General features: G+C 60.1%; 13 protein-coding genes. 5 read left to right on the plus strand and 8 right to left on the minus strand.

The features are described 5' to 3' along the window. Positions 1–85 precede the first annotated feature (85 nt). A complete protein-coding gene (gene ettA / locus M2397_RS26230) occupies positions 86–1,750 on the plus strand; it encodes an energy-dependent translational throttle protein EttA (RefSeq protein ID WP_090399649.1) in 1,665 nt (554 codons plus the stop codon). Positions 1,751–2,049: 299 nt separating this feature from the next. Continuing rightward, a complete protein-coding gene (gene gdhA, locus M2397_RS26235; RefSeq protein ID WP_167656448.1) occupies positions 2,050–3,387 on the plus strand; it encodes an NADP-specific glutamate dehydrogenase in 1,338 nt (445 codons plus the stop codon). Here gdhA and M2397_RS26240 read toward each other — a convergent pair. The 5 genes from M2397_RS26240 to M2397_RS26260 form a co-directional block, all read right to left on the minus strand. Next, a complete protein-coding gene (locus M2397_RS26240; RefSeq protein ID WP_131699346.1) occupies positions 3,384–3,881 on the minus strand; it encodes a GreA/GreB family elongation factor in 498 nt (165 codons plus the stop codon). The genes gdhA and M2397_RS26240 overlap by 4 nt on opposite strands. 70 nt (positions 3,882–3,951) lie before the next feature. After that, on the minus strand, positions 3,952–4,308 hold the full coding sequence (locus M2397_RS26245) for a hypothetical protein (protein ID WP_259244738.1): 357 nt from the start codon (positions 4,306–4,308) through the stop codon (positions 3,952–3,954). A gap of 147 nt (positions 4,309–4,455) precedes the next feature. After that, positions 4,456–4,761, minus strand: coding sequence for a chorismate mutase (locus M2397_RS26250; RefSeq protein WP_259244739.1), 306 nt, complete (start codon positions 4,759–4,761; stop codon positions 4,456–4,458). A gap of 48 nt (positions 4,762–4,809) precedes the next feature. Continuing rightward, positions 4,810–6,663, minus strand: a complete 1,854-nt coding sequence (locus M2397_RS26255) for a DUF4105 domain-containing protein (RefSeq protein ID WP_145336617.1) — start codon at positions 6,661–6,663, stop codon at positions 4,810–4,812. A 91-nt stretch (positions 6,664–6,754) separates the two neighbouring features. Then, positions 6,755–7,243 carry a DUF3015 domain-containing protein gene (locus M2397_RS26260; protein WP_027605327.1) on the minus strand — a complete coding sequence of 163 codons (489 nt, stop codon included), beginning with the start codon at positions 7,241–7,243 and terminating at the stop codon, positions 6,755–6,757. A gap of 266 nt (positions 7,244–7,509) precedes the next feature. On the opposite strand from M2397_RS26260, the gene M2397_RS26265 reads away from it, so the two are divergent. Further along, the gene (locus tag M2397_RS26265; RefSeq protein ID WP_065938302.1) at positions 7,510–9,948 is read left to right on the plus strand and encodes a Lon protease family protein; all 2,439 of its coding nucleotides are present in this window, start codon (positions 7,510–7,512) and stop codon (positions 9,946–9,948) included. A gap of 297 nt (positions 9,949–10,245) precedes the next feature. After that, positions 10,246–10,563, plus strand: coding sequence for a hypothetical protein (locus M2397_RS26270; RefSeq protein WP_131699350.1), 318 nt, complete (start codon positions 10,246–10,248; stop codon positions 10,561–10,563). A 6-nt stretch (positions 10,564–10,569) separates the two neighbouring features. Here the strand turns inward: M2397_RS26270 and M2397_RS26275 are convergent, their stop codons facing one another. After that, positions 10,570–12,393 (minus strand): hypothetical protein, encoded by a 1,824-nt coding sequence (locus M2397_RS26275; RefSeq protein ID WP_131699351.1) that lies wholly within the window; start codon positions 12,391–12,393, stop codon positions 10,570–10,572. A 164-nt stretch (positions 12,394–12,557) separates the two neighbouring features. Here M2397_RS26275 and M2397_RS26280 point away from each other — a divergent pair, with 164 nt between their 5' ends. Beyond that, positions 12,558–13,046, plus strand: a complete 489-nt coding sequence (locus M2397_RS26280) for a TIGR00645 family protein (RefSeq protein ID WP_017253710.1) — start codon at positions 12,558–12,560, stop codon at positions 13,044–13,046. A gap of 14 nt (positions 13,047–13,060) precedes the next feature. On the opposite strand, the gene M2397_RS26285 is transcribed toward M2397_RS26280, so the two are convergent. Then, entirely contained in the window at positions 13,061–14,500 is a 1,440-nt protein-coding gene (locus tag M2397_RS26285; protein WP_131699352.1) for a glycosyltransferase family 39 protein, read from the minus strand. A 146-nt stretch (positions 14,501–14,646) separates the two neighbouring features. After that, positions 14,647–16,809 (minus strand): methyl-accepting chemotaxis protein, encoded by a 2,163-nt coding sequence (locus tag M2397_RS26290; RefSeq protein WP_145336611.1) that lies wholly within the window; start codon positions 16,807–16,809, stop codon positions 14,647–14,649. Positions 16,810–16,834 lie beyond the last annotated feature (25 nt).

The following is a 16,834-nucleotide window of genomic DNA, read 5'->3' on the forward strand; positions in this document are numbered from 1 at the left end:
TGATGATAGTCAACTGCCCGCGCGGCGCATGGCCTGGCACGGGCTTCGCCCGCTTAATTCATCAGTCACAGACGCTAGGTTCACCATGGCTCAATACGTCTTCACCATGCATCGGCTGGGAAAAGTTGTTCCGCCGAAGCGGGAAATCCTGAAAAATATTTCGCTGTCCTTTTTCCCCGGCGCCAAGATCGGCGTGCTCGGCCTCAACGGCTCTGGTAAGTCCACACTGCTGAAAATCATGGCTGGCGTCGATACCGAGTTCGAAGGCGAAGCCCGCCCGATGCCGGAACTGAACATCGGCTACCTGCCACAGGAGCCGATCCTGGACCCGACCAAGACCGTGCGTGAAGTGGTTGAGGAAGCCGTCAGCGTGATCAAGGACGCCCAGGCCCGCCTGGACGAGGTCTACGCCGCCTACGCCGAGCCGGATGCCGACTTCGACAAGCTGGCCGCCGAACAGGCCAAGCTTGAAGCGATCCTGCAGGCCGGCGACGGTCACAACCTGGAGCGCCAGCTGGAAGTCGCCGCCGATGCGCTGCGCCTGCCGGCCTGGGACGCCAAGGTCGAATTCCTCTCCGGTGGTGAAAAACGTCGTGTGGCCCTGTGCCGCCTGCTGTTGTCGGCTCCCGACATGCTGCTGCTCGACGAACCGACCAACCACTTGGACGCCGACTCCGTCGCCTGGCTGGAGCACTTCCTGCACGATTTCCCGGGCACCGTGGTTGCGATCACGCACGACCGCTACTTCCTGGACAACGTTGCCGGCTGGATCCTCGAGCTCGACCGCGGCGCCGGTATCCCTTACGAGGGCAACTACTCCGGTTGGCTGGAAGCCAAGTCCGACCGTCTGGCCGCCGAATCCAAGCAGCAATCGGCCCACGAAAAAGCCATGAAGGAAGAACTGGAGTGGGTGCGCAAAGGCGCCAAGGCCCGCCAGTCCAAATCCAAGGCACGTCTGCAACGCTTCGAAGAAATGCAGTCGCAGGAATTCCAGAAGCGCAGCGAAACCAACGAGATCTACATCCCGGCCGGTCCGCGCCTGGGTGACAAGGTCATCGAGTTTAAGAACGTTTCCAAGGGCTATGGCGACCGTGTGCTGATCGACAACCTGTCGTTCTCCATGCCAAAAGGCGCGATCGTCGGCGTTATCGGCGGTAACGGTGCGGGTAAATCCACCCTGTTCCGCATGCTGATGGGCAAGGAAACCCCGGACTCGGGCACCATCGAAGTCGGCGAAACCGTGCAGTTGGCCTGCGTGGACCAGAGCCGTGAAGACCTGGATGGCAGCAAGACGGTATTCCAGCAGATCTCCGACGGTTCCGACCAGATCCGCATCGGCAACTATGAAATCCCGTCGCGCACCTACGTCGGTCGTTTCAATTTCAAGGGCGGCGACCAGCAGAAGTTCGTCAAGGACCTGTCCGGTGGTGAGCGCGGTCGCTTGCACCTGGCCCTGACCCTGAAAGAGGGCGGCAACGTCCTGCTGCTCGACGAACCGTCCAACGACCTCGACGTTGAAACCCTGCGTTCCCTGGAAGAAGCCCTGCTGGACTTCCCGGGCGCCGCCATTGTGATCTCTCACGATCGGTGGTTCCTTGACCGCGTCGCGACCCACATCCTGGCGTACGAAGACGACTCCCAAGCCGTGTTCTTCGAAGGCAACTACACCGAGTACGAAGCCGACCGTAAAAAGCGTTTGGGCGAAGCTGCTGCTCAGCCGCACCGTGTACGGCACAAAAAACTGGCCTGATCCGGCTGGTTTGAAAAAAGCGGGGCCCTCGGGCTCCGCTTTTTTTTGCGCATTTTTCCCAACCCACACCGATCAAATGTGGGAGGGGGCTTGCTCCCGATGGCTATTTCCTTGCTGGTGCATCACCTGCCTTGGCAATCCCCTTTTAAGTGCGATAAATCCCTGTTTCTTGGGTTTATTTATATCTAATGCACCATTTAAATTCACAAAAGCGACATTTTGCCCTGTCGCGGTGCGACATGAATTGATAAAGTCCGGCTCAATCTCATTTAAAAACAATCAATTTGCCGAGACTTTTCATGATCGAATCCGTCGAATCCTTCCTCGCCCGCCTGAAAAAACGCGACCCTGACCAGCCGGAATTCCACCAGGCCGTAGAAGAAGTCCTGCGCAGCCTGTGGCCGTTTCTTGAAGCCAATCCCCACTACCTGACATCGGGCATCCTGGAGCGCATCTGCGAGCCGGAGCGGGCGATTACCTTTCGGGTGTCGTGGGTGGATGATCATGGCAAGGTCCAGGTCAACCGTGGCTTCCGTATCCAGATGAACAGCGCCATCGGCCCTTACAAGGGCGGTCTGCGTTTTCACCCGTCGGTAAACCTGGGGGTGCTGAAGTTTCTTGCCTTCGAGCAGACCTTCAAGAATTCCCTGACCTCGCTGCCCATGGGCGGCGGTAAAGGCGGCTCGGACTTTGATCCAAAAGGTAAGAGTGACGCCGAAGTCATGCGCTTCTGCCAGGCGTTCATGAGCGAACTGTACCGCCATATCGGCGCAGACGTGGACGTACCGGCCGGCGACATCGGCGTGGGCGCCCGCGAGATTGGCTTCCTGTTCGGCCAGTACAAGCGCCTGAGTAACCAATTCACCTCGGTGTTGACCGGCAAGGGCATGACCTACGGCGGCAGCCTGATCCGCCCGGAAGCCACCGGATTCGGGTGTGTGTACTTCGCCGAAGAGATGCTAAAGCGCGACGGTCAACGGGTAGAAGGCAAGCGCGTGGCGGTCTCTGGCTCCGGCAACGTGGCCCAATACGCGGCGCGCAAGGTCATGGACCTGGGCGGCAAGGTGATCTCCTTGTCCGATTCCGAAGGCACGCTGTACGCCGAAAGCGGCTTGACCGAGGAGCAATGGTCGGCGCTGCTGGAATTGAAAAACGTGCAGCGTGGGCGCATCAGCGAACTGGCCGCGCGTTACGGCCTGGAGTTCCGCGCCGGTAAAACCCCTTGGGAACTGGCCTGCGATATTGCCCTGCCATGCGCTACCCAGAACGAACTCGACGCCGAAGCCGCCCGCACGCTGCTGCGCAACGGCTGCATCTGTGTGGCCGAAGGCGCCAACATGCCGACGACGCTTGAGGCTGTGGATATTTTTATCGAGGCGGGCATTCTGTTCGCGCCGGGCAAGGCATCGAATGCCGGCGGCGTCGCCGTGAGCGGCCTGGAGATGTCGCAGAACGCCATGCGCCTGTTGTGGACCGCCGGTGAAGTGGACAGCAAGCTGCACAACATCATGCAGTCGATCCACCATGCCTGCGTGCACTACGGCGAAGAGAACGGTCGGATCAACTACGTGAAGGGCGCGAACATTGCGGGCTTCGTGAAAGTTGCCGACGCGATGCTGGCGCAAGGCATCGTCTAAGCCTCGGCTTCGATGCGCAGCACTTCGATCAACTGATCGCCGACGGGGCGCTTCCACAGCACCTCGTCACCCACCTGGGCTCCCAGCAAGGCACGGCCCAGGGGCGAACCCCAGTTGATCAGGCCGGCGCCGGCATCGGCCTGGTCTTCGCCGACCAATTGGATGCGCTGCTGCTCGTCATGCTCATTGGCGAAGGTCACCCAACTGCCGATCTGCACCTTGTCGGTGGACGTAGCGGGCGCAACCACCTGGGCGCTCTGCACGCGCTGGTTGAAGTAGCGCAAATCCCGCTCGAGGTCGGCCTGGCGCTGTTTGTCGGCCTGTTCGCCCTTGGCGGATTCGGCGCTGTGCTCGGCCTGTAGTTGCGTAACCTTGGCCTGCAATTGCGCCAACCCCTGCGCGGTCAGGCGATTGGGCTGCTCACTGACCTGACGCTCCACCGGTTGATCGGCCTGGGCGGCGGCGTTGTCCTCATTTACAAAAGCTCGGCTCATGACGTTCTCCCTCTATGGAGCTTGGGCCATGTTCGCCGCGCTTTAGTTTCGATGGATGTCTGAAAGCGACCTATTGCGAGCGATAGGCCCGCGCAGCATCTCGGTTCTTCTCCTGCTGCCAGGCGCGCTCGCGGTCGTCCCAGTGGTCGTTCTTGTAGTCGCGCAACTCCTCGTTCTCGCGCATGGCCTTGCACTGGCGAAAACCATCCTCCCAGCCTGCGGCGTATTCCCGGTCTTTCAGGTAGCGGGGAACGTTCTTGCGAAACTCCCCAGTGATCACGCCAGCGGCCTGGCGACCGCTGCTGCAGCCATCATCAAAGCCATCGGCAAAGGCCGGTGGATAGCCCTTGGCCAACAAATCCTGGTGGGTTGATTGGCAACCCGCCAGCCACGCCACCGCACACAGCATTACTGCATACCGCCACATTGCTTGCTCCCTCGCCGTTTCACGGCTGATGGGGGAAGTCTAGATAGGGATTTGTCGGGGAGGCGTGAAAGGCGTGTGAGAAAGGTGTGGAGCGCGAGGAGATCGAGCGGTGGGCGCCGAAACCGTTGGCGCCCTCACCACAAGGGCCTATGTTGCCTGGTTGGTCGTCAGAGCCGCATGTTCCGCCAATTCCTGCTGGATAAACGCCGCAATCATCGCGCGATAGACCTGCTCGGTCACCTCGAGGTTGGCGCCTACGGCTTCCGATAAACCCCGCACCTTGGCAATCACCTGCTCAACCCGCTGTGGGGCCTTGACGCCATCGGTGTCTTTTTTGAAGCGTGCCGCCTGGGAGACGTAGCGGCCGCGTTCGGCCAGCAGGGTGACGATTTGCTGGTCGAGGCGGTCGATGTTGTTTCGAACTTCTTCAAGGGTGGTGCAGGTAACGGCCATGTCGAATGAACTCCTGATTGTGCGGGCAATGCTGACAAAAGGTGTTAGTCAGTAGTGATACCACTTCACCTCAAGCATCACTTCATTCACCGGCGTCGACAAGTGGCTGTACTCGCGCTGTGCACTCAGGCGCAGGCCCAGGTTGCGGGACAGTTCCCACTGCTGGTTCAGGCTGAGGCTGCGCCGCACTTCACCATTGGTGAAGAAATCCCCTTTTGCTTCCAGGCTCAAATTGCCCAGCGGGTTTTTCCACAACACGCCGGTATTGAACCCGGCAGCGGGGGAGATGGCTTCGTTGAAGTCATTGTTGTGTTCCACGCGCACGGTGCCGAGGGCGAAGCCGAGCATGTCGTCGCTCAGTTGCCAGGTGCCGCCGGCGCCGCCGTTGACATGGGCGACCAAGGTTTCGTCGTCGTGTTTACCGGGTACGCGCTCCAGGCCGCCGGTGACTTGCCAGGACCACGGCTGCAGCAAGGCGTTGCGCGGGGTCAGGGAGCGGATGGTGGCCAGGTCCAGTTGCTGCAGTTGCCAGTGGTTACCTTCGTACTGGCGCAGTTTCATCTGCAGGATTTCGATCTGCGCGCCGAGGGGGAAGCCTTCGGCGTTGTCGTTGAGGTCGTGGTAGGCCATGCGCAGGCCATATTCGCCGAAAGCCTTGTCGCCGCGTGTGCCGATGCCGGCTTGCCAGGTACGTGACTCATGGCCGTTTTCGGGCAGACCGGGGGGCGTGATCTTCAGGTCGGGCGCGGGGTTCTGGTTGATCGCGCGCAGCAGCTCGAAGCTGCGTTGGGAGCGTGCGGTGTCGCGTTCCAGGCCGTTGGCGCGGTAGCGACCCAGGCGGTAGGCGGCGTCGATGATCAGGGCCTGGCGGTCGCGAGGCAACGCCTTGAAGGCAGGCGCCTGCAATTGCTGCTGGTCGTCGCTGACCTTCAGCACCCACTGTTGCTCATCGCTGTCCAGCGGCTTGGCGCGCTCCAGCAGCTCGCGCTCACGGGAAGGCCGGTAGTCGATCTTCTCGACCAGACCGGCCTCTTTCACTGCCTTGACCGTGTCGGTGGGGATGGCGGTAAGCGGGAATTGTTCGGTCAGGCGCAGGCCGGGGCGGGCCACTTGCAACAGTTCCAACAGGCGATAGGAGCAGTTTTCATCGAAGAAGAAGTAGTCGAACTGGATCTGCTTGAGCTCCCACACGTGCTCGACCATGCGCTCGGTCTCGACCTGGGTGAGGTTGAGGCGGTATTCCCACAGGTCACGGTTTTCGAGGCTGCGGTATTCCGAGAGTTTTTCCTGGTAGGGCACCAGGGCGAACAGGCCGGGGTAGCCGCCCATCAGGCCTTTCCAGGCATACAGGATGCTGTTGTCCGAGCCTTCGATATAGGCGCCGAAGTTGATCGCGTAGCTGAGCAGCGCGGTCTTGTTGCTCTGCACGTCGGCCTGGTCGATACGCAGCAGGGTATGGCCGAACATCGAGGACGGGCTGTTGAGGTAGGCCGCCGGGAAGATCATGACCGCGCTATGGGGCGCGACGTCCTTGAACCACTGCTTGAATTCCTTGCAGTCCACAGCGGGCAGGTCAGTAAGGTGCAACTGATCCTTGAGCCAGCGGGTACGTGCGGGATAAACGCATTGGGCGTGTTTTTCACCCAGGCTGGCCGGAGCGTAAAGCGCGTCGACGGTGGCCTTGAGTTCTGCATCCGGGTGGTGGGCGCCATCGGCTGCGAGGAAGAATTTCTTTTCACTGACATAACTGCGCCAGCCACTGATTTTGCCGGCTTCGTAATGGCCTAAAGAGAGCCAGAACGGATCATTGGCCAATTGCTGCAAACGTTGATCATCAAGGTGCGGTGCCGCGTACAGCGGGGCGCAGGCGAGGAGTGCCATCCAGGCAAAGCGTTTGAGCATAGGGGCAACTTAAGTCGGAAATTAGAGAGACCCAAAGGGAGGCGGGTCCAAAAATAAAACCCGCGCCTGGGGAGGCGCGGGCAGGTCGAGCTTAAGCCTGGGTAGCGTATTTCGCCAGACGGGCATCGCCTTTCAGTACAGCCAGGGTGTTGTTGTGCACGTCTTCAGCGGTCACATCGGCCTTGCTGAAGATTTGCTGGAAGTGCTCGTGAGCCACAGCCGCGAAGTGCTCGCGATCTTCCGGAGCAACGCCCAGTACCACGGCGTAGGTGGTCAGTGCTTCACCATTGCCCTTGGCCATGTCTTCGGACAGCTCGTTCATCATGCCATTCATGGCAATCCAGGACTTGCCGCCGTAGGTCAGCGCGCTGTTGGTGCTGCAGCCGTTGGTGCCCGAGGTCATGCCGAAGGTGGCGTTACCCGAGGTACCGTTGGTGGTGGAAGCCAGGAAGTGCGCCGGAGTACCGCGCTGGCCTTCGAACAACATGTTGCCCCAACCGCAGTTCGGGCCGCCTGGTGCTTCAGCCATTGCATTGAGGGAGACGACGGTGAAGAGAGTACCGAGAAGGATCCGTTTCATAGCTTTGTTCTCTTTGTGTGCAAACCAATGGACAAGGGTTCAGGCACTTCATAGCGCCCCTGGGATCGGTTATTAGTCCAACCCGCGCAGTTTGGAGTTTAGGCACGTTCCAAGGGTTCCGTGTGTTTTTATAAAACAATCAGCAATGTCGCGTTTTTTTGTAGGGTATGTTCCGTGTCTATGCTTTCCCTACGGCTCGCCTTGCCAGAGCGCGCAACGGAGAGCCAGAATGCCGTCATCTGCCCCGCCTGATGTAAGGAAGCCCGATGCCTGATCCTGTTGCTGCCAGCTTGCGTCTAGCGCCCGAAGCGCTGACTCGCCCTTTCTCCGCTGAACAGTTCAGCTTCTCGACCACCAATGATCTGGAGCCCTTTCGCGGTGTGCTTGGCCAGGAACGCGCGGTTGAAGCGTTGCAGTTCGGTGTGGCCATGCCACGCCCCGGTTACAACGTATTTGTCATGGGCGAGCCGGGCACCGGCCGCTTTTCGTTCGTCAAACGCTACCTGAAAGCCGAGGGCAAGCGCCTGCAGACCCCGGCGGACTGGGTTTATGTGAACAATTTTGACGAGCCTCGCGAACCCCGCGCCCTGGAATTGCCAGGCGGCGGTGCGGCGGCGTTCATTGCCGATATCAATGGCCTGGTCGACAACCTCGTCGCGACCTTCCCGGCGGTGTTCGAACACCCGACGTATCAACAGCGCAAAAGTGCCATCGACCGCGCCTTCAACCAGCGCTATGACAAGGCCCTGGACGTGATCGAACGCCTGGCCCTGGAAAAGGACGTGGCGCTGTACCGCGACAGCTCAAATATCGCCTTCACCCCGATGCTCGACGGCAAGGCCCTGGATGAGGCCGAGTTCTCGCAGCTGCCGGAAGTGGATCGCGAGCGTTTCCACACGGATATTTCCGAGCTGGAAGAACGCCTCAACGAGGAGTTGGCCAGCCTCCCTCAGTGGAAGCGCGAGTCCAACAACCAACTGCGTCAGTTCAACGAAGAAACCATCACCCTGGCCCTGCAACCTTTGCTCGCACCGCTGTCGGAAAAGTACGCGGAAAACGCCGGTGTCTGCGGTTACCTGCAGGCCATGCAGGTGTACCTGCTGAAAACCGTGGTGGAGCAACTGGTGGACGACGCCAAGACCGACGCCCAGGCCCGCAAGCTGCTCGAAGAGCAATACTGCCCGAGCCTGGTGGTGGGCCATGCGGTCAACGGTGGCGCGCCGGTGGTGTTTGAACCGCACCCAACCTACGACAACCTGTTCGGCCGTATCGAATACAGCACCGACCAGGGCGCGCTGTACACCACCTATCGCCAGTTACGCCCGGGGGCGTTGCACCGTGCCAACGGCGGCTTTTTGATTCTTGAAGCCGAGAAGATGCTCAGCGAGCCGTTTGTATGGGACGCCCTCAAGCGTTCCCTGCAGTCACGCAAGCTGAAGATGGAATCGCCCCTGGGCGAACTGGGCCGCCTGGCCACCGTGACCCTTAACCCGCAGATGATCCCGCTGCAGGTCAAGGTCATCATCATCGGTTCGCGCCAGTTGTATTACGCGCTGCAGGACGCCGATCCGGACTTCCAGGAGATGTTCCGGGTGCTGGTGGATTTCGACGAAGACATCCCGATGGTGGACGAGAGCCTGGAGCAGTTCGCCCAGTTGCTCAAAACCCGCACTTCGGAAGAAGGCATGGCGCCGCTGACCTCTGACGCGGTGGCGCGCCTGGCCACCTACAGCGCACGGCTGGCAGAGCACCAGGGCCGTTTGTCGGCGCGTATCGGGGATTTGTTCCAGCTGGTGAGTGAGGCGGATTTTATCCGTCACCTGGCAGGCGATGAAATGACCGATGCTGGCCATATCGAGCGTGCACTGAAGGCCAAGGCCACGCGTACCGGGCGTGTGTCGGCGCGGATTCTCGACGACATGCTCGCCGGGGTAATCCTGATCGACACCGCCGGCGCGGCGGTCGGCAAGTGCAACGGGCTGACGGTGCTGGAGGTCGGTGATTCGGCGTTCGGTGTGCCGGCACGGATTTCCGCCACGGTGTACCCGGGCGGCAGCGGCATTGTCGACATCGAGCGTGAAGTTAACCTCGGGCAGCCGATTCACTCCAAGGGCGTGATGATCCTCACCGGTTACCTGGGCAGCCGCTATGCCCAGGAGTTCCCGCTGGCGATCTCGGCGAGTATCGCGCTGGAACAGTCCTACGGTTACGTGGACGGTGACAGCGCGTCCCTGGGCGAGGCGTGCACCTTGATCTCGGCCTTATCGAAGACGCCACTCAAGCAGTGTTTTGCCATCACCGGTTCGATCAACCAGTTTGGTGAAGTGCAGGCCGTGGGCGGGGTCAACGAGAAGATCGAAGGTTTCTTCCGCCTGTGCGAAGCCCGCGGTTTGACCGGTGAGCAAGGGGCGATCATTCCCCAGGCCAACGTTGCCACATTGATGCTGGATGAGAAGGTGTTGCAGGCCGTGCGCGCCGGGCAATTCCATATCTATGCGGTGCGTCAGGCGGATGAGGCGTTGAGCCTGCTGGTGGGCGAGGATGCCGGTGAGCCGGACGCCGAGGGCCAGTTCCCGGAGGGCACCGTCAATGCCCGCGTGGTCGAGCGCTTGCGCGCGATTGCCGAGATGATCAGCGAGGAAGACCTGAAGGAAGCGGAGAAGGAGCTGGCGCAGCAGGCGCTGGCCGAAGCCAAGCCCACCTGAGTTCTGAGGCCAGCCGGATCAAACATGTGGGAGGGGGCTTGCTCCCGATTGCGATAGGACAGTCATGTAGATGTCGACTGACACACTGCATCGGGAGCAAGCCCCCTCCCACATTTGGATCTGGTTGCGTCACTAAATTGACTTCCTTCTGGGGGACTAATGTCCGTTGGTCCCTACAGCCTTGGTTTGTCGTGTTTTTCTTCTATTCTGAGCGTAGGGATATCCACAGGAGTCGCTGGATAGAAACAGCCTCGCCATAGGTTGAGGTTGAACACCGATCTACCGAGGGTCGCCGCCATGCCGCGCAACCTTTGCCTTACCCGCCAGTGCTTCGGCCTGGTTACCCGAATCGAATGTTCCGTTCGCCCTCTCGCGGGGGATAACGGGATGTGGACCTTGTTGTTTGCCGCTGGAATGACCGGCGAACAACCTTCCACGATCAAATCCCAGGGTCCGTTTCATGGGCCCTTCGTGGCAGAAACCATGCTGCAATCGATCGTCGAAAGCCTGACCCTGCACGGCTATGAGCTGGCGGGTGACCCGCAGATCTGGTGCCTGCACATGCAGGCCCATCTCCGCCAGCTCAATGGCAGCCATGAGCAACTGGCGCTGTAGGCGCGTTTATTTGCTCTCGGGCTTGTCCAATTTGACCTCAAAGCCGTATTGCACGGTACTGAGGTCGGTGCGCTGGTAGCTTTCCAGTGCCGTCGGCTGGCCGTAGAAATAATGCACGTCAAACAAGGCCGTGCCGTATTCCTCGGCGCGGTGGCTGACGCCGAGGATTTCCTTGAGGTAGTTGCCGCTGGCGTCCTTGGCGTAGAAGCGCCAGCTGTCGGCAGGGAATTCCTTTTGGTCGACGATCAGTGCGTTGTCCTTGAGCGACAACCCCTTAGGCAGCTTGGCCGCATCGATGTCGCCTTTCTCGATAGTCGCCAGGAACAACGGGATCGAACCCACGACAAACGCCGGGTTTTCCGGGAACAGGTTGAGGTCGTAGGTGAGAGTGCCGCGGGCCGGGTTCAATTCATACGCCTCGGTCGGCAGTTCAATAGGCTCGCCGCGTTCACCTTTCTCGTCGGCAGTGAAGAACGTCACCGGTGATTCGCTGCTGTTGCGCTCGCTGCCCACCAGGTCGTCATTGAAGGTGAATGGGTGGTCGAACACGATATGGGCGGCGCTGGCATCTTCGACGGACTGGCTGATGGTGACGCTGTTCTTCAGTTGTTCCTCGCTCAACGATGCATCCTTGAGCCAGCTGGCGGCGCCGTCGTCATACACGGTGACCGGCATGGGCAAGGCTTGTACGGTCTTTTCCAGGCTGTTCTTGTCGAAGCGCAGGACCGGCAGGTCGAGGTCCTTGCGGGTGACCGTGGCCGTGGAGAAATCCAGCACGTTGATCTGCAGGGTGTCGATCAGGCCATTGAAATAGACCTTGGCGTAATGGCTGCTCTGCTTGTGTTCGAAGGCTTTCTGCTCATCGACCAGTTGCTTTTCAAATGCGTCGGACCAGGCCTTCTGTTTTTGCATCTCGGCCAATTGCTTCTGGTAGAACTCGACTTGCGCGCTGCTTTCGTTGATCGAACCCGAGCGTGTGAGGAATTGCCCGGTGCTGTCCCGCGCCTGTACCAGCAAGGGGTTAGGCGATTGGTCACCCACCTCGGGTGCCAGCGGTTGGCTGTTGGTCAGTTCGATTTCGGCGTAGTTCTTTTCCAGGAGCAGCAGGTTGACGGTGATATTGCCTTCGGTGCGTTTGTGGCCCACGTCCTTTTTCGACAAATCGAAAGTCAGCGCTTTGCCCGGTGCGATCACTTCTACCGTGCCCTTGAGGCGGACGGGTTGCGGCTGGCTTTTGTTTTCCGTCTCGATGCCATCGATGAACGGATAGGTGACCGTCAGGTCATCCGGGTTGGTCAGGTTGGAGCTGCTGGGGCTCAACTGGATGCCGGGATCAGTTTCCGACCATTCCGGCTGGAACGGCACGACCTTGTTGTTGCTCAAGGTGACGGATTGCCATTCCAGGCCGTGGGGGAAGGGGAACTGGTCTGGCACATTGAAGTTGAACGGGAAGACCGGCTGCAGGTCGGTCAGGTAGTCCGAATGTGAGGCTTTGCGCAGTACGAACAAGCCATTGATGTAGGTGTCCACCAGCCCTTGCGGCGTGGGGTAGTGCTTGAGCAGGGCGAGGGTGTCTTCGCCGTATTCGGCTTCTATGGGCTTGGTGGCCAGCTTGACCCGCGCCCGTTCCAGCAGCAGCAGCGAGCCGCCGAGGTCGGCAATGGCGTCGCGCAGTTTCGGATCCTGGATGCTGTCGAGGGACTGTTCGAACTTTGCGGTTTTCTCTTCGAGGGTGGCCTGTTTCTGCTCATCGCTTGGGGAACAGCCGCCGGCCAGTAACAATGCGGCGCATAGGCCAACGCTGGCCAAAGGGGATCGCACATCCATCATCTGAGTTTTTTCCTGTCCGACGTCATCGAGCCGAGTTATTGGGCTCGACACTAGCAGAAAAATTCTCTTACAGATGCCGCCCAGGTCAGTTTTCTCGTGGTTACAGGTGTCTTATAGCGGCTGGTATACTCGCCGCCATTTCTAGCCATGCTGTGTGAGATCCAATGGAACGCTTTATCGAAAATGCTATGTACGCCTCGCGCTGGCTGCTGGCGCCGATCTATTTCGGCCTGTCCCTCGGGTTGCTGGCGCTGGCGCTGAAATTCTTCCAGGAAGTGATTCACCTGCTGCCGAGCGTGTTCTCGATGGCCGAGTCCGAGTTGATCCTGGTGCTGCTGTCGTTGATCGACATGGCCCTGGTCGGCGGCTTGCTGGTGATGGTGATGATTTCCGGCTACGAGAACTTCGTCTCGCAGCTGGATATCGATGAAAACAAGGAAAAGCTCAACTGGCTGGGCACCATGGACTCTTCGTCGCTGAAGATGAAAGTGGCGGCCTCCATCGTGGCGATTTCCTCCATCCACTTGCTGCGCATCTTCATGGACGCCAAGAACGTCGATCCGCAACACCTGATGTGGTACGTGATCATTCACATGACCTTCGTGATCTCGGCGTTCGCCATGGGTTACCTGGACAAGGTCACCAAACACTGATGCCCGCGCCGGCCTTACTGCTCGATGAAGTAGTAGGGCTGGCGGTTGATTGCCATCTCCTTGATCACCGTGACCTTGGCGGTCAAGTCGTTGGTATGGTCCAGCAGCGCAACGTTGCCGGGCTTGGCCGCGAGGTAGCGGTGCAGGTCGGGTTCCGTCTGCAGGATCTTCAGGTACCCCTTCATGTAGAACACGCCGGCCCCCGCGATCCGCTCGTTGGGCTGGAACAGCGCGACTTCCTTGCCTTGCGCCTGCAGCGCCTGGACCTGACTGATCACCGGTACGAATGACTGGCGCGCATCAGCTTTTGGCGCGAACCAGAATGCGGTCACCAGATAGCAGGCGATCAGCAGGCTGAAGACACCGCCGATCACGTGCCGGTGGTAGCGGTACAACGCCGGCTTGTGATCCTTGAGCCATTCCAGCAACACCCGGGCATATTCTGCGGCCAGTACGGCGGCGGCCGGTGTCAGGGTCATCAGATAAACCGTGCGCTTGCTTGAGGCCAGCGTCAGCAGGGTGAATTGCGCCACCAGCCATACGCTGAAAAACAGGCGATAGCGGTTGCGCACCAGGCTTCTACGGAAATGCCACAGGCCCAGGTACACCAGGATGTTCCACGGCAGGAAGGCCTCGGGCAGCTTGGCGATGTAGTAGTAGAACGGTTCGTAGTGCCCGGCCTCCACAAACGAGCCGCTGAAGCGCCCGACGCTGTTGGTCCACAGCACTTCGCCCACGGCCTGCATTCCGCCGCGTTGGAACAGGAAGCCCAGCCAGATCATCAGCGGCACCAATGCCAGCAGGGTGAACAGCGCCGGCTTGAGCCAGTCGGCGATGCGCAGGCGCTTGTCCATCAGGCTGGTGCTGGCCAGGTACACAAATATCACGATGCCCGGCATCGCCAGGCCCAGTACGCCTTTGCTCAAGGTGGCGATCGCCATCCCGGCGGTAAACAGCGCCCAGGCCCAGGTCGTGGAGCCTTGGCGCTCGGACTCAGGCCGCATCGCCTGGTAGAACGCCAGCAGCGCGGTGGTCACGCCGAGGCTCAGCAGTGAGTCTTCCCCCACGCCGCGCACATTGCTCCAGTAGCTGGCCATGGTCGCCAGGATCAGCGCCGCGCTGAAGGCCAATGTTTTCGGGCGCCCGAACCGGCGCAGCATTCCATAGAACAGCATCACGCTGAACAGACCGGCAAATGCCGAGGCCAGGCGTACCGCCCCAGGCGTGCCACCGAACAGGCGAATCGCTCCGGCGTCCAGCCACAGGCTCAGGGGCGGTTTTTCCAGGAAGGGTTCACGAAACAGTTGCGGCACGACCCAATCATTGTCCAGGTGCATGGCCATGGCGATCCCCGCGACGCGGGCTTCGGTGGAGCCTTGCAGTTCGTGGTTTCCCAGGGCAAAGAAGAACAGCAGACCAGCAAGCAGGAGCAGCAGGGGAGCGGGGCGCGTCATGAGTTGTGGCTACCGGGGCAGGGGACCGCTCGGGGGAACGGCCCGCAATCGGCGAGTATAGGGAGGCGATTCTTAATATTTGATGAACGAAGAGTGGATTTAAGGGGCTGGGCCAGGGGTAACGTCCCCTGGCTTCGCGTGAGGCATTACGAGGCTTTGACTTTGAACCGGCTCAGGCCCTGTTGCATGGAGTTGGCCCGTTCCGACAGGTTCTTGGCCGCCTCCGCGCATTGCTGGGAGTTGACCTGATTCTGCTGGGTGACTTCGTCGATCTGCTCCAGGCCGATACTCGCCTGTTGCAGGCCGGAAGCCTGCTCACTGGAGGCTTGGTAGATCAACGACACCAGGCTGGACACCGTGCTGGTGCCGGTGACGATATTTCGCAACGAGTCGGCTGTGCGGCCGGCGATGATCATGCCGCGCTGGGTCTTGGTCGAAGAGTCGGCAATCAGCGCGGCAGTTTGCTGGGCGGCTTCGGCGCTACGGGCGGCGAGGCTCCTGACTTCATCGGCGACCACCGCAAAACCGCGACCCAGTTCGCCGGCGCGTGCCGCCTCGATGGCCGCGTTCAACGCCAGCAGGTTGGTTTGAGCGGCGATGTTGTCGATGGTGGTAATAATGGCAGTGATGTCTTTGCCCGAGTTGTCGATCTCCGCCATGGCCGCGATCAATTCGCTCATCAGCTTGTCGCTTTCTCCCGCATCGGCGCGCGAAGCCTGGGATTGCTCGTCGGCTTTTTTCGCATTGGCGGCGTTGTCGGTGGTCTGCGCCGCCATCTGGGTCATCACCGCACTGATTTCGGTGATGGACGAAGCGGAATTGGACGCGCCGTCGGACAGCGACTGGCTTAACTCGGTGACCTGTGCGGAACTGCCGGTGATTTGCGTGGCGCTGGCCTGTACCTGGGAAATTAAGTTGTTCAGGTTGCCGACCATTTTTTCCAGCGACTTGCCCAGGGTGTCATTGGGCGAGGACAGGCGTACTTCCAGATCCAAGTCCCCCTCGGAAATACGCTCGGCCACGCGCACCTGGCGTTGCAGGCTTTCCGACATATCGTTCAAGGCAAAGGACAATTGGCCCACTTCATCTTCAGATTTTTGCACCAGCCGGCGCGAGAAATCACCCAGGCTGATGTTGGCGGCCAGGGCGGCGGCTTCACGAATCGGGCCGACGATTTTCGCCGTGGCAAACCACAGCGCCAGCAATGCCAGCAGGGAGATGCCCACGCCGACCGAGACCTGCCAGATGCTGCTCTTGACGCCGCGTGACTGCAGTTCCTGCTCCAGGGCCAGGGCCTGGCTCATGACCACCGCCTTGGGCAGGTGGATCACGATCGCCCAGGGCTTGCCGGTGCGCCCCAGGTTGATCGGCATCTGCACTTCGATTTCCTGGGAGTCCGGGTTGAACCGGCTGTCTCCCTTACCCTTCTGTACATTGCTCAACACGTTCTCCCAAGAGCCGGGCAACAACGCTTTCAGTGACTGGCCAATGAGTTCCGGGCGTTTACTGTCGGCCACCACCAACCCCTGATGGCTCAGGATCGCCACGGAGCCTTTGCCGCCATACAGGTCGGCGGACATTTGCTCGCTGAGCTTCTGGATAAACGAGATGTCGAAGTCAGCACCGACCACGCCGTAGAACTTGCCATTGGCGGTGATAGGTACCGATAGCGTGGTCAGCCACACATTTTTGCCTTGCACCACATAGGGAAGCGGGTCGAGGACGCTTTCTTTCTGGGTGTCCCGAGGGCCGGAGTACCAGCCGCCCTTCAACACGCCATTGGGGTGGCGGGCATCGGAGTCATACTCAACCAGCGGTTGCACGGCGATATTGCCATCCGAGCTGCGTGTCCAGTAGGGGGTGAAGCGGCCCGTCAACGGGTTGTTACCGCCCTCATTGATACGAAAGGCTTGATCCTGGCCGTCCAGCGCATCCGGCTCCCAGCATGAATATGTGCCGTTGAAGTCGGGGTTGTCCTTGAGCACGCTGAGCAGCATCGTATTGATCTGCTCACGGCCCAGGGTCAGCGGGCTCTGGGCACTTTTACTCGCTCCCAGCGTGTTGGCCATTGTGCGTGCCGAATCCAAGGCGTTCTGAAGTTTTGCCTGGATGGCATTGGCACGCGACTCGGCCAGGTTTTGCACTTCGCGGATGGTGGCACTTTCAATCAGGGTTGAAACTTCCGTGCCGACATAGGCTTGATTGGCGGTTGAGGAATAAAGGCCATATAAGACCAGGCTCGCACACGAGATAAACAGGCAGAGCCCGGCGGTGAAGCAAATTCGAGTCTGCAATGAGTTGAATTTCATGATGTTTCCTGCCCATGCTAAATAG

Source organism: Pseudomonas sp. BIGb0381, assembly GCF_024809815.1.
GTDB lineage: Bacteria > Pseudomonadota > Gammaproteobacteria > Pseudomonadales > Pseudomonadaceae > Aquipseudomonas.

Excerpts from the sequence above, each read along its gene's own strand:
- ettA (WP_090399649.1), top strand. The coding sequence starts at position 86 with ATGGCTCAATACGTCTTCACCATGCATCGGCTGGGAAAAGTTGTTCCG.
- gdhA (WP_167656448.1), top strand. The coding sequence starts at position 2,050 with ATGATCGAATCCGTCGAATCCTTCCTCGCCCGCCTGAAAAAACGCGAC.
- M2397_RS26240 (WP_131699346.1), bottom strand. The coding sequence starts at position 3,881 with ATGAGCCGAGCTTTTGTAAATGAGGACAACGCCGCCGCCCAGGCCGAT.
- M2397_RS26245 (WP_259244738.1), bottom strand. The coding sequence starts at position 4,308 with ATGTGGCGGTATGCAGTAATGCTGTGTGCGGTGGCGTGGCTGGCGGGT.
- M2397_RS26250 (WP_259244739.1), bottom strand. The coding sequence starts at position 4,761 with ATGGCCGTTACCTGCACCACCCTTGAAGAAGTTCGAAACAACATCGAC.
- M2397_RS26255 (WP_145336617.1), bottom strand. The coding sequence starts at position 6,663 with ATGCTCAAACGCTTTGCCTGGATGGCACTCCTCGCCTGCGCCCCGCTG.
- M2397_RS26260 (WP_027605327.1), bottom strand. The coding sequence starts at position 7,243 with ATGAAACGGATCCTTCTCGGTACTCTCTTCACCGTCGTCTCCCTCAAT.
- M2397_RS26265 (WP_065938302.1), top strand. The coding sequence starts at position 7,510 with ATGCCTGATCCTGTTGCTGCCAGCTTGCGTCTAGCGCCCGAAGCGCTG.
- M2397_RS26270 (WP_131699350.1), top strand. The coding sequence starts at position 10,246 with ATGCCGCGCAACCTTTGCCTTACCCGCCAGTGCTTCGGCCTGGTTACC.
- M2397_RS26275 (WP_131699351.1), bottom strand. The coding sequence starts at position 12,393 with ATGATGGATGTGCGATCCCCTTTGGCCAGCGTTGGCCTATGCGCCGCA.
- M2397_RS26280 (WP_017253710.1), top strand. The coding sequence starts at position 12,558 with ATGGAACGCTTTATCGAAAATGCTATGTACGCCTCGCGCTGGCTGCTG.
- M2397_RS26285 (WP_131699352.1), bottom strand. The coding sequence starts at position 14,500 with ATGACGCGCCCCGCTCCCCTGCTGCTCCTGCTTGCTGGTCTGCTGTTC.
- M2397_RS26290 (WP_145336611.1), bottom strand. The coding sequence starts at position 16,809 with ATGAAATTCAACTCATTGCAGACTCGAATTTGCTTCACCGCCGGGCTC.